The 13,170-nt window shown below is 43.2% G+C and carries 10 protein-coding genes and 1 tRNA gene; 8 read left to right on the plus strand and 3 right to left on the minus strand.

Annotation, left to right across the window (positions count from 1 at the left end; translation table 11 throughout):
- Window positions 1-126: 126 nt before the first annotated feature.
- On the minus strand, window positions 127-1,497 hold the full coding sequence (locus BLHYD_RS00225) for an MATE family efflux transporter (protein ID WP_005946638.1): 1,371 nt from the start codon (window positions 1,495-1,497) through the stop codon (window positions 127-129).
- 166 nt (window positions 1,498-1,663) lie between these two features.
- Here BLHYD_RS00225 and spoVT point away from each other — a divergent pair, with 166 nt between their 5' ends.
- On the plus strand, window positions 1,664-2,212 hold the full coding sequence (gene spoVT, locus BLHYD_RS00230) for a stage V sporulation protein T (RefSeq protein WP_005946640.1): 549 nt from the start codon (window positions 1,664-1,666) through the stop codon (window positions 2,210-2,212).
- Here spoVT and BLHYD_RS00235 read toward each other — a convergent pair.
- Window positions 2,197-2,745 (minus strand): M15 family metallopeptidase, encoded by a 549-nt coding sequence (locus BLHYD_RS00235; RefSeq protein ID WP_005946642.1) that lies wholly within the window; start codon window positions 2,743-2,745, stop codon window positions 2,197-2,199. The two genes, spoVT and BLHYD_RS00235, sit on opposite strands and share 16 nt — an antisense overlap.
- A gap of 53 nt (window positions 2,746-2,798) precedes the next feature.
- Window positions 2,799-4,280 carry a nicotinate phosphoribosyltransferase gene (locus BLHYD_RS00240; RefSeq protein ID WP_005946644.1) on the minus strand — a complete coding sequence of 494 codons (1,482 nt, stop codon included), beginning with the start codon at window positions 4,278-4,280 and terminating at the stop codon, window positions 2,799-2,801.
- A 412-nt stretch (window positions 4,281-4,692) separates the two neighbouring features.
- Here BLHYD_RS00240 and BLHYD_RS00245 point away from each other — a divergent pair.
- The 7 genes from BLHYD_RS00245 to BLHYD_RS00275 all read left to right on the plus strand — a co-directional run bounded on the left by BLHYD_RS00245 (window position 4,693) and on the right by BLHYD_RS00275 (window position 13,170).
- Window positions 4,693-4,764, plus strand: a tRNA-Gln gene (locus BLHYD_RS00245).
- A gap of 157 nt (window positions 4,765-4,921) precedes the next feature.
- Entirely contained in the window at window positions 4,922-5,638 is a 717-nt protein-coding gene (locus BLHYD_RS00250) for an acyl-[acyl-carrier-protein] thioesterase (RefSeq protein WP_005946646.1), read from the plus strand.
- Between the two features lie 15 nt (window positions 5,639-5,653).
- Window positions 5,654-6,496 (plus strand): CvfB family protein, encoded by an 843-nt coding sequence (locus BLHYD_RS00255; protein WP_005946648.1) that lies wholly within the window; start codon window positions 5,654-5,656, stop codon window positions 6,494-6,496.
- Window positions 6,497-6,568: 72 nt separating this feature from the next.
- The gene (locus tag BLHYD_RS00260; protein ID WP_005946649.1) at window positions 6,569-10,039 is read left to right on the plus strand and encodes a DNA polymerase III subunit alpha; all 3,471 of its coding nucleotides are present in this window, start codon (window positions 6,569-6,571) and stop codon (window positions 10,037-10,039) included.
- A 77-nt stretch (window positions 10,040-10,116) separates the two neighbouring features.
- Window positions 10,117-11,118, plus strand: a complete 1,002-nt coding sequence (gene pfkA / locus BLHYD_RS00265) for a 6-phosphofructokinase (RefSeq protein WP_005946651.1) — start codon at window positions 10,117-10,119, stop codon at window positions 11,116-11,118.
- Between the two features lie 36 nt (window positions 11,119-11,154).
- Complete coding sequence (locus tag BLHYD_RS00270) at window positions 11,155-12,510, plus strand: TrkH family potassium uptake protein (protein ID WP_242648383.1); 1,356 nt, start codon at window positions 11,155-11,157, stop codon at window positions 12,508-12,510.
- 9 nt (window positions 12,511-12,519) lie between these two features.
- Window positions 12,520-13,170, plus strand: coding sequence for a potassium channel family protein (locus tag BLHYD_RS00275; RefSeq protein WP_005946655.1), 651 nt, complete (start codon window positions 12,520-12,522; stop codon window positions 13,168-13,170).

Raw genomic sequence — 13,170 nt, forward strand, 5'->3', positions numbered from 1 at the left:
TGTTATAAATAAAACTTTGACAAGTAGTTTTTAAAACTATATATTAAGTATATGATAACTATAACACTTTTTATTCAAAAATCAAGAGGTTTTTGGAAAAAAAAATCTCCCGGAAAGAGAGATTTTTTAGATCAAATGTATTTTTTTCCATTTCCCTGTGAGAACCCGAAGCAAGGAGATTAGATAGTTGATAGACCAACCAATGGGAACAGCCATCCAGATTGCTTGAATGCCCCAACTATGAGCAAAATGGTTGGCAATAAATACTCTCAGGGCGAGATTGACTAAATTTGCCAGTGTAAAGATCAGCATGTCTCCGGAGGCTCTGAGAATCGCGTCAGTACAGCATTTTAGTCCTATGAAGATATAAAAAAAGGACTGGAAGATCATATAAGCAGAGGCCACAGAATAAGCTTCTGTACCAGAAGAGGCATCCAGAAAACCACTCAAAAATGTATTGCCGAACAAATGCAAGATCAGGCAGAGAAAAACGGCAATGGATGCATCTATGAGGTAACAGGCTTTGTATGCTTGCTTCACACGTTCAGGTTGCCTAGCCCCTAAATTTTGGGCGGAGAAGGAAGACATTGCGTTTCCAACGGCAGTCATGGGTACAATGCATATAGATTCTATGCGCATTCCAGCGGTGTAGCCAGCCATTACAGAGGAACCAAAGCTGTTGACGACGACTTGGACTAAAAGCATTCCTATATAGACGATAGACTGCTGCAAGATAGAGGGAACGCCGATTTTGGTCATTTTCCATGTAATGGTTCTACTGTAGATTTTTTGGGGATCTGAGGTCTGTGGACTGTCTGAGAGGCCATTGGTTTGATAATTAGCTTTAAGTCGGCGCATTAGTAAAAGAAATGAGACGATGGATGAGATTCCTTGGGCAATCAGAGTGCCCACAGCAACGCCTAAGACTCCCAGGTCAAGTCCTATCACAAACGCCAGATCAAAGAAGATATTCAAAACAGAAGAAAAAATTAACAGACAAAGAGGTGTCTTCGAATCTCCCATAGAGTTAAAAATAGAAGCAAGTATATTGTACATGAACAAAAACGGGAGGCCATAAAAATATATTTTCAGGTAGATACCTGCCTCGGCCAATACATTTTGAGGCGTATCCATCCATATTAAGATTTGGTGATGAAAAAAAGCTCCGAAGACTCCTAGAAATAAACTGATTCCCAGAAAATTGAAAAGGGCAGTGTAAATGGAAGTCTTCATTTTTCGTATATTTCCGGCCCCCAGATATTGAGAGATAATCACAGAACTTCCAATCCCACCTCCTATGGCAATGGCGATAAACACATTGGTAATAGAATAGGAGGCTCCCACTGCAGCCAGAGCGTTCTCGCCTACGTATTTACCGACTACAGCAGAGTCTACGAGGTTATAAAGTTGCTGAAACAGATTTCCAATCATCATGGGGACTGCAAAAAGGAAAAGAGTTTTTCCTGGTGAGCCTGTGAGCATGTTGGATTGATTCATGGCAGATACCTTCCTTAATTGTTAAAATTTCCTCATTTCTTTATTATATAATGAAAAAGAAAATAGTTCAAATAAAGTGAGAAAGGTTAAACGCGTATAAATTCCTCTTTTTTACAGATACTACAATCATCTACACGATGAAGATATAAAACGGAGGGATTTTTATATGAAAGCTACAGGAATTGTCCGAAGAATTGACGATCTTGGAAGAGTGGTAATACCAAAGGAAATTCGTCGCACACTTCGGATTAAAGAGGGAACTCCTTTGGAGATATTTACAGACCGTGAAGGGGAGATTATCTTAAAGAAGTATTCACCGATTGGCGAACTTAGCATTTTTGCGAAGGAATACACCGAAGCTCTTTCTCAGACGACAGGTTTGATTTCCTGTATCGCGGATCACGATCAAATCGTGGCAACCTCTGGAAGTGGAAGCAGGGAGTTCCAAGGAAAAGAAATCAGCCAGGAACTGGAAGCTTTGATTGGAGGAAGAGAAGCAAAGTGCAGTAAATTTGGAGAAAAAGGACACATTCAGGTAGTCAAGGAACAGAAAAATGAAGCTCCTTCACAAGTGATTTGGCCGATTATCTGTTCAGGCGATGCTATTGGCGCGGTTATTCTGATGGGCAGAGAAGAGAAAGACATTATGGGAGAGACTGAGAAAAAACTGGTCCAGACAGCCGCTGGTTTTTTAGGCCGTCAGATGGAACAGTGACTTAGCTGATGGTATTCTTCCAATGTCATCCCAGTCCATTTTAAGTAGACAGACAGAGATTTAGTGACATACCGGATATGCCAGGGTTCCCAGGGGTATCCGGTAATATGCTGTTTATCCTTAGGATAGCGCAGAATAAAGCCATAGAGTGGAGCATGGGCATAGAGCCATTTTCCCTCAGGGGTGTCTGCAAATTTTTCTGACAAATTAAGGCCAATGCTGAGACAGGACACATCCAAGGCAAGACCACTTTGATGTTCGCTTGCGCCAGGCGGTGCAATTTGAGAAGAACCATTGTATAATTGTGATTGACGACTGTAGGAACGGTAACCGGAGATACCATAAAGTTGGATATCACAGGAGGAGGCCAGTGCGAATAACTCTCGTGCCGCATAGGCAGCCTGTGGCTCCAAAAGACGCTTTGGATCTGTGAGAGGGGCGTCAAAAGGAATTCCGGCATCTATCAGAGAGACCGGGCGATAATCAGGGGATAACGGATGGGACCGATTGATAAGACGTGTATACTGAGACATAAAAAACCTCCTTTTGCTTCGTATAACTATATGAAACAAAAGGAGGTTTTATGTTAGAAGAATTCTTGATCGTCATAGAGATTCTCAGAACCCATTTCATCCAGCAGGCGAGTTTTCAGATCATAAAGTTTTTGAGAAAGATCTACATAGACTTCATGAGGATTGATGAGACGTTTGGATTCTTCCCAGAGAGTATCCATTTCCTGACGGCAGTATGCCTGAAGTTCCATCACGGAAGGTGAGTGGTAAACTTTTTTGCCATTTAGGAATATTGGAGTTAAAAGCTCTCTCATAATATAGGTTCCTCCCAGGACACGAGTCTTTTTCCAGGTGTCAATGGGATCAAAAATTACCATAGTTTCGCTCTCGTCAAAGGTTTCGTCTGCGAGACAGATTAAATCAGCTTTGATTTTACCGGTGGATTTATTGTAAATTCGATAAATCGTTTTGTTGCCGGGATTTGTGACTTTCTCTGTGTTCTCGGAGAGTTTGATTTTGGGGATAAATTCATTACTGTCCTTATCCTTGATTGCGGCTAGCTTGTATACACCGCCGAATGCAGGGTTATCGTTACAGGTAATTAAGTTTGTGCCGACTCCCCAGGAGTTGATTTTTGCGTCCTGAGCTTTTAAGCTGTCAATCAGGTATTCGTCCAAATCACTGGAAGCAGAAATGACGGCGTCGTCAAATCCAGCGGCGGCAAGCATCTTATAAGCTTCTTTGGACAGATAGGCTAGATCGCCGCTGTCCAGACGGATTCCGTACCGGGTCAGAGGGATTCCCTCTTCACGCATTTCTTCAAATACCCTGATTGCGTTGGGAACTCCGGATTTTAAAGTATCGTAGGTATCCACGAGCAGAATACAGGCGTCCGGATAGAGCTTTGCGTAGGTTTTGAATGCGGTATATTCATCTGGAAAGCTCATGATCCAACTGTGAGCATGGGTACCAAGTACTGGGACATCGAACATTTGTCCGGTGAGTACGTTGGAGGTACCGATGCAGCCGGCGATAATGGCAGCTCTTGCGCCAAAAATTCCGGCATCAGGTCCCTGAGCACGGCGAAGTCCAAATTCCATAATACCGTCCCCGCGGGCGGCGTGTACGACTCTGGATGCCTTGGTCGCAATCAGACTTTGATGGTTGATAATATTTAAGATTGCAGTTTCTAAAAGCTGTGCCTCGATGACGGGAGCGATAACTTTTAACAGAGGCTCATGAGGGAATACGACTGTACCTTCAGGAATAGCATAGATATCACCGGAAAAGTGAAAATCGGACAGATATTCCAGGAAATCTTCGTCAAAGGTATGAAGACTGCGCAGATATTCGATATCATCAGAAGAGAAAGTAAGATTTTCGATGTACTCAATGACCTGTTCCAGACCACAGTTGATAGCATAGGCTCCTCCACAGGGATTATTGCGGTAGAAAACGTCGAAGATTACTGATTGGTCTGTGGGATTTTTAAAATAGCCTTGCATCATTGTCAATTCGTAGTAATCTGTCAACAGAGTCAAATTATTTGCTCTCATAGTTGTTCTCCTTATTCTTATGTTTTCACGAGTATAATTGACTTTTTATCAGTCCTACCCTTATCAATTGAGGGTAGCATCGCTATAAGTATTCCTGTTCACTCACTTGCAGTCCGTGAGCAACAACACGCTTCGCAATGCACACAAACTGCTGTTGCAGCAGTTTGGCGCGAGTATGTCTCGGGATTTTTGTACAAAATATACAAAAACACCTCGCGGAATATTGAAAGTCTAAATTGTAACGTATTCCTATTATACCACATGTTTTCTTAATGTAAAATGAAAAAACCTATGCTATAATGAAAATAAATGTAAAATCTTCTGCTTAAGCAGTTACATTTTTTTGAAAAAAATGAAAAAAGTGCTTGCATTATTAAAAGACATAGTATATAATTCATTTTGTCGCGTGAATAGGGCTATCGCCAAATGGTAAGGCAACGGACTCTGACTCCGTCATTTCCAGGTTCGAATCCTGGTAGCCCTGTCTGAGAGAAGGATTTTGCAGGTGTCTGCAAAGTCCTTTTTGTGTTATGTAATAGAAAAAACCTTGATACGCTAGGTTGAGGTGTCTCGCAAAGCGAGCAAAAAATTTAGATTAGAAACATCATATCGATGAAGGATGAAAAGGACGGGTGAGAGATATGGGGTATCAATTTAGGAGCAGAGTAAGATACAGTGAAATCGATGAAGATGGAAAGCTGACACTGCCAGCTATTTTAAATTATTTTCAGGATTGTTGTACGTTTCATTCTGAGGATGTAGGCTTAGGAATGAAAAAATTGAGAAAAATACACAGAGGCTGGGTTTTGTCATCCTGGCAGATCATTGTGGAGCGCTATCCAGAACATGGGGAAGAGCTGACAGTGGAAACTTGGCCTTATGATTTTAAAGGTTTTATGGGAATGAGGAACTTTATATTGCGCACTTCTCAGGGCGAGAGCTTGTGCAAGGCGAATACTCTGTGGAGTTTTATGAATACGGATTCTGGGATGCCGGTAAAATTGCAGCCGGAGAACACACAGGGATATCAATTGGAACCTAAATTGGAGATGGAGTACGCACCTAGAAAAATCGGACTTTTGAGTCAGGGAGAAAAGCGGGAAAGTTTTCTGGTGCAGAAACATCATTTAGATACCAATCATCATGTGAACAACAGCCAGTATATTACGATGGCTACAGAGTATCTTCCAAAGGATTTTGAAATCTGGCAGATGCGGGCAGAGTATAAAATGCAGGCGAGACTGGGAGAACGGATTATACCTTGGGTATCCGAGGAGCCCAAACGTTGTGTGGTGTCATTGAATCAGGAAACTGGAAAGCCTTATGCTATAGTGGAATTTAGCAAGAAAGAAAAATAAAGAAAAGGAGAATCTATGATTCAATTAGGTAAGAAACAGAAATTACAGGTGTTAAAGAAAGTGGATTTTGGAGTATATCTGGGAGAGCCTATGCAGGCAGATGTGAAGGAGAAAGTACTGCTTCCGATCAAACAGGTGCCGGAACAGACAAAGGAAGGTGATATTCTAGAGGTGTTCATTTATAAAGACTCTATGGACCGTATGATTGCCACTGTGAGAGAACCAGATCTTCAGGTGGGAGAGACGGCCGTCTTGAAGGTAGTTCAGACTTCTAGAATCGGCGCCTTTTTGGACTGGGGACTTGAAAAAGATCTTTTGCTTCCATTCCGTGAACAGACGATGAGGGTAAAGGAGGGGCAGGAGTGTCTGGTGGCGCTCTATATTGATAAAAGTGAGAGATTATGTGCGACCATGAAAGTTTATCCATATCTGTCATTGAGAACTCCCTATGGAATGAACGATGAAGTGCAGGGTCGTGTCTATGAAATCAGTGAACGTTTCGGAGTATTTGTGGCAGTGGATGACCATTACTGTGCGATGGTGCCAAAGAGGGAGGCACAGGGGAAATTTAGAATTGGAGAGGTTCGAAAATTCCGCGTGACTGAGGTGAAAGAGGACGGGAAAATGAATCTGAGCGCTCATCAAAAAGCGTATCTTCAGATTGGAGAAGACGCGAAACTGGTTCGAAAGGTGATAGATGAGTTTGCAGGAGTGTTACCTTTTGATGACAAGGTCTCTCCTCAGGTGATCGAGAGAGAATTCGGTCTCAGTAAAAATGCGTTTAAAAGGGCAGTGGGACATATGTTGAAAAACGGAGAGATCGAGATTAGAGATGGAAGAATTTACAGAAGAGATTGACACGAATACGATGATATGTTGATAGATGAATGGTGACAAAGATGCCTTGTGCGACACAAAGGAGAATTGGTGATGAATTTTACACATCTTCATGTTCATACAGAATATAGTTTGCTGGATGGGTCGAATAAGATTACAGAGTATGTGGAGCGGGTCAAAGAATTAGGAATGGACAGTGCGGCCATCACGGACCACGGAGTTATGTATGGATGTATAGATTTTTATCGTGCCTGCAAAGCAGCAGGAATTAATCCAATCTTAGGATGTGAGGTCTATGTGGCTCCGAGTTCCAGATTCGACAGGGAAACTGGGGCAGGAGAAGATCGGTATTACCATCTGGTGCTTTTGGCAGAGAACAATCAAGGCTACAGTAATTTGATGAAAATTGTCTCAAAGAGCTTTGTGGAAGGTTTTTACTATAAGCCTAGAGTTGATCTGGCCCTTTTGAGGGAGTATCACGAAGGAATTATAGCGTTAAGTGCCTGTCTAGCCGGCGAAGTAGCCAGATATCTGACTAGAGGAATGTATGAGGAAGGAAAAAAAGCGGCACTGAGGTATGAAGAGATTTTTGGAAAGGGAAATTTCTTCCTGGAATTGCAGGACCATGGCATTTCTCAGCAGCAGACGGTGAATCAGCAGCTTTTGCGTATGCATCAGGAGACGGGAATTGACCTGGTGGCTACCAATGATGTGCATTATACTTATGCAGAAGACGAAGCACCTCATGATATTCTTTTGTGTATTCAGACAGGTAAGAAACTGTCCGATGAGAATAGGATGCGTTACGTGGGGGGACAGTATTATGTAAAGTCTGCCGAACAGATGGCGGAGCTTTTTCCCTATGCTTTGGAGGCTCTTGAGAATACTTATAAAATCGGACAGCGGTGCCATGTGGACATTGAATTTGGAGTTACAAAGCTTCCAAAATATGATGTGCCTGAGGGGTATACGTCTTGGGAATATCTGAATAAATTGTGCTTTGAAGGATTGGAAGAACGTTATCAGCCGGTGACGGAGGAACTGAGACAACGCCTAAGCTATGAGCTGGACACGATAAAAAATATGGGGTATGTGGATTATTTTCTCATTGTATGGGATTTCATAAAGTATGCGAGGGACCATGGAATCATGGTTGGCCCTGGAAGGGGCAGTGCTGCGGGAAGTCTGGTGTCCTACACACTGGGAATTACGAAGCTGGACCCAATGCGTTATGATCTTCTGTTTGAGCGTTTTTTGAATCCGGAACGTGTCTCGATGCCGGATATTGATGTGGATTTCTGTTTCGAGCGCCGTCAGGAAGTTATCGACTATGTGGTGAAAAAATACGGAAAAGACCGGGTGGTTCAGATTGTGACTTTCGGTACTTTAGCTGCTCGAGGTGTGATTCGGGATGTGGGGCGAGTATTAGATATGCCTTATTCTCAGGTGGACACCATTGCGAAAATGATACCTACAGAACTGAACATTACGATTGATCTGGCTTTGAAAAAAAATCCAGAACTGGCAAAAGTATACGAGGAAGACCCGGAAATTCACCATTTGATTGATATGGCAAAGCGTCTGGAAGGACTACCGCGACATACTTCTATGCATGCTGCCGGAGTAGTAATCAGCCAGAAGGATGTGGATGAGTATGTGCCACTGTCAAGGGCGGCTGACGGTACGATTACTACCCAGTTCACGATGACTACTCTAGAAGAGCTGGGACTTTTGAAGATGGATTTTCTGGGACTTCGCACGCTGACAGTGATTCAAAATGCAGTAGAATTGGTGGAAGCGGACAAAGGCATTCATCTGGATATGGATGCGATTGACTATAACGATCCGAAAGTTTTGGATTCTCTGGGAACAGGACATACGGACGGGGTATTTCAGCTAGAGAGTGGAGGGATGAAAAGCTTCATGAAAGAGCTAAAACCTCAGAGCTTGGAGGATGTGATCGCTGGAATCTCCCTCTATCGTCCTGGCCCGATGGATTTTATTCCCCAGTATATCCGAGGAAAAAATCATCCGGAGACGATTACCTATGATTGTCCTCAGCTAGAACCGATTTTGAAAGCGACTTATGGGTGTATCGTCTATCAGGAACAGGTTATGCAGATTGTGAGAAATCTGGGAGGTTATACGTTAGGCAGAAGTGACCTTTTACGAAGAGCAATGTCTAAGAAAAAAGCTTCTGTGATGGAAAAAGAAAGGCAGAGCTTTGTCTATGGAAATGAAGAAGAGGGTGTACCGGGTTGCATCAACAATGGAATAGATGAGAAGATTGCCAATAGAATCTATGACAATATGATAGATTTTGCAAAATACGCTTTTAATAAGTCTCATGCAGCTGCCTATGCGGTAGTTTCCTATCAGACGGCTTTTTTGAAGTATTATTATCCGGTGGAGTTTATGGCGGCATTGATGACTTCGGTGATTGATAATCCAGGAAAGGTATCGGAGTATATTTTCACCTGCAGAAAGATGGGAATACAGATACTGCCGCCAGATATTAATCGCGGTGAAACCGTGTTTTCTGTGGATCACGGTGCAATACGTTATGCACTGGCAGCTATAAAAAGCATTGGAAAATCTGTGATTGACGAGATCGTTAAAGAGAGAAAAACCAATGGAGAATTTGTCTCGATGAAGGATTTTGTGACCAGAATAAATAATAAAGATATCAATAAGCGGAGCCTGGAAAATTTTATCAAGGCAGGAGCTTTTGACTGTCTGGAAGGAAACCGCAGGCAGCAGATGATGGTTTATCCTCTGGTTATGGAGAGTGCGATACAGGAAAAGAAAAATATGATGGCGGGACAGATGAGCCTTTTTGATCTTGTGGGTGAGGAGGATAAAAAGGACTATGAAATACAGCTTCCGAAGGTGGAAGAGTATGACCAGGACACGCTGCTGAATTTTGAGAAAGAAGTGCTTGGTATCTATATCAGCGGACATCCCTTGGAGAAATATCGAGCTTTGATGGAAAAGAATGTGACCGCATGGACTTCAGATTTTCAGCCTGACGAGGAGACTGGTTTTCCCAAGGTAAAAGATGGGGTTAAAGCTATCATTGGTGGTATGATAACGGAGAAAAAGGTTAAGTACACTAGAACGAATAAAGTCATGGCGTTTCTGACCTTGGAAGACTTGGTGGGAATCGTGGAAGTTGTGGTGTTTCCAAGGGATTACGAGAAGAATCAAAGACTGATCGAGGTGGATAACAAGGTTCTCATACAGGGAAGAATCTCGGCAGAAGATGACCGAGCCAGCAAATTGATTTGTGAAAAGATTCGGTCTTTCGATGAGATGCCGAGGGAACTTTGGATTCAGTTTGAGTCTCGGCAGGATTATGCTCAAAAGGATGAAGAATTGACGCAGCTTTTGAGAGAATCACCGGGACGAAATGCGGTAGTGGTTTACCTGAAAGATGTCAAGGCCATGAAGCGTTTGCCGGTGTCATACAATGTTCAGATAGAGGATGGGATGCTGGCAAAACTGGCTGGAAAGTTTGGCGGACAGAACGTGAAAGTTGTAGAAAGAGTATTGAAAAATTTTTAGAAATGCTTTAGAATGGACAAAAGTGTGTAAAAGTATAAAAACCGCGATAGATCATCATATAAGATGGAGGAGATTTTATGACGGAAAAAAAGGCAATTAAGACAATTGGAGTTTTAACCAGTGGTGGGGATGCGCCGGGAATGAACGCGGCAATCCGCGCTGTTGTGAGAAGGGGAATCAGCAGCGGACTGAAGGTTAAAGGCATTTACAAGGGATACAATGGCCTTTTGAATGAAGAGATTATAGACATGACAGCCAGAGATGTTTCAGACACCATCGAGCGCGGCGGTACAATTTTGTACACTGCAAGATGTGCGGAATTCCGCACGGAAGAGGGACAGAGGCGAGGCGCTGAGGTCTGCAAAAAGCATGGAATTGAGGGCTTAATTGTCATTGGAGGAGACGGTTCTTTTGCGGGTGCACAAAAATTAGCAAATCTAGGAATTAATACGATTGGGGTTCCAGGGACGATTGACCTGGATATCGCCTGTACAGAGTATACGATAGGGTTTGATACAGCGGTAAACACTGCGATGGAAGCGATTGATAAGGTTAGAGATACCTCGACTTCTCATGAACGCTGTAGTATTATTGAAGTAATGGGAAGAAATGCAGGGTATATTGCGCTCTGGTGTGGAATCGCCAACGGAGCGGAGGATGTCTTACTGCCAGAGCGTTATGATTACGATGAGCAGAAACTGATTAACAATATCATTGAGAGCCGCAAAGCAGGTAAGAAACATCATATTATTATCAATGCGGAGGGTATCGGTCATTCAGAAGCTATGGCAAAGAGAATAGAGGCTGCCACAGGCATTGAGACGAGAGCAACGATTCTCGGGCATATGCAGCGGGGAGGGTCTCCGACCTGTAAAGACCGCGTGTATGCTTCTATAATGGGAGCAAAAGCAGTAGATCTTTTAAGAGAAGGAAAGACCTGCCGAGTGGTGGGCTATAGACATGGAGAGTATGTGGATTTTGATATCAACGAGGCTCTGGCAATGAGAAAAGATGTGCCGGAATATCAGGTCGAAGTCTGCAATTCTCTGTCGCATAACTATTCAAAGCTCAATAAATAAAATATGGATGGGAAAAGATTTAAAAGTAAAATTAAATTGAGTACCCCTCAGATCATTACCCTCGGCTTTGCGGGGGTGATTTTCGTAGGAGGACTTCTTCTTTGGCTTCCATGGGCGACTGTGGAGGGGGAATATACTTCATTTACAGATGCGATGTTTACCTCTACGACTTCTGTCTGTGTGACAGGGCTCGTCACACAGGTCACAGCGACACATTGGACGTTGTTTGGGAAAATCGTGATTTTGGGACTGATTCAGGTGGGAGGCCTGGGAATTGTATCTTTGGTGAGTCTGGTGTTCATCACAGTTCGAAAGAAAATTAATCTGAAGAGCCGTCGGATTATACAGGAAACTTACAATCAGGACCATCTATCAGGCATGGTTGTGATGGTCAAGAGAATTGCCAAGGGAGTTTTTATAGCGGAAGGATTAGGCGCGGTGCTCTATGCATTTACTTTTGTTCCACGGTATGGGATTGCCAGAGGAATTTGGTATTCTGTCTTTCATTCTGTCTCAGCATTTTGTAACGCAGGAATTGACATTTTAGGGCCGGACAGCCTGAGTTCCTATGTGGAAAATGTGCCTGTGAATTTGATCACAATGTTGCTGATTATCACAGGTGGAATCGGATTCATTGTCTGGTGGGATTTGGGGAAGAATATCAAAAAGGTATACAGAAGAGAGATCACTCTGAGGAATTTATGGAAAAATTTGCAGCTTCACAGCAAACTGGTCCTTAATATGACGGCTATTCTCTTAGTGGCAGGTATGGTATTCATTTTGATTTTTGAGTATGATAATCCTGAGACAATTGGAACATTGACGCCCAGCGGGAAAGTATTGGCCTCAGCCTTTCAGTCTGTCACTACCAGAACGGCAGGATTTCTCACGATTGACCAAGCTGGTCTGAGAGACCAAAGTGTGCTGGTATCTCTGCTGTTGATGTTTATCGGTGGTTCTCCCATGGGAACGGCAGGGGGAATCAAAACGACCACGATAGCAGTGCTGATATTGACAGTAAATGCTTATCTGAGAGGAAAACAGGATGTGGAAGTATACCACCGAAAGCTTCGGGAATTGCAGGTGAGAGCTGCGATAGCGGTGTCTATGATTTCATTTGCCGTTTTAATTATCGTGGTTATTGTGTTGTCGGTGATGATGCCCCACGCAGACTTCGTAGATATTACTTATGAGCTAACTTCCGCTCTGGGGACTGTGGGACTGAGCCGAGGAATGACTCCAGCATTGAGCACCGCGGGCAAATGGTTGGTAATTTTTTCTATGTATTTTGGTCGGATTGGACCGATCACTCTGGTGACAGCTATGTTTCTGAAATCCAACAAACGACCAGGGAATGTGAGGCTGGCTGAGGGAAGAGTTCTGATTGGATAGGAGTAAAGTATGAAGAAGAGATCTTATGCAGTAATAGGGCTTGGAAAGTTTGGATATACAGTTGCACTGACTTTGGCGGAGGCAAACTGCGATGTCATGGTGGTGGACAAAGATCCAGAGATAGTGCAGGAGATGTCGGACAGAGTAGCTTATGCAGTCTGCGCGGATGTGACAGAAAATGGGGTTATGGAGTCTCTGGGCGTGGGAAATACGGATGTGGCTGTGATCGGTATCGCTGAGAGTATGGAGGCCAGCATCACAGCGGTCATCCATGCAAAAGATGCGGGTGTTCCTTATGTTCTTGCTAAGGCGATGAATCCCTTGCATGGAAGAATTCTGACGAGAATCGGCGCCGACGAGGTGATTTACCCTGAAAAGGCTATGGGGATGAGAGTTGCTAAAAATCTGATTTCAGGTGGATTTGTGGATTTATTTGAGATTTCGGATAGCTTTAGCATCGTGGAGACTAAAGTCCCAGAAGAGTGGATTGGCAAGACATTGATTGAGCTTAACCTGCGTGAGAGATTGAATCTCAATGTGATAGGGATAAAAAAAGAAGAGAAGGTGACGGTTAATATTGATCCCAGCGAAATGCTTCAGAGAAATGAAATTTTGATTGTCATCGGAGAGAATGAAGATTTATCCCGGATTTGTGAATAG

Source organism: Blautia hydrogenotrophica DSM 10507 (assembly GCF_034356035.1).
GTDB lineage: Bacteria > Bacillota > Clostridia > Lachnospirales > Lachnospiraceae > Blautia_A > Blautia_A hydrogenotrophica.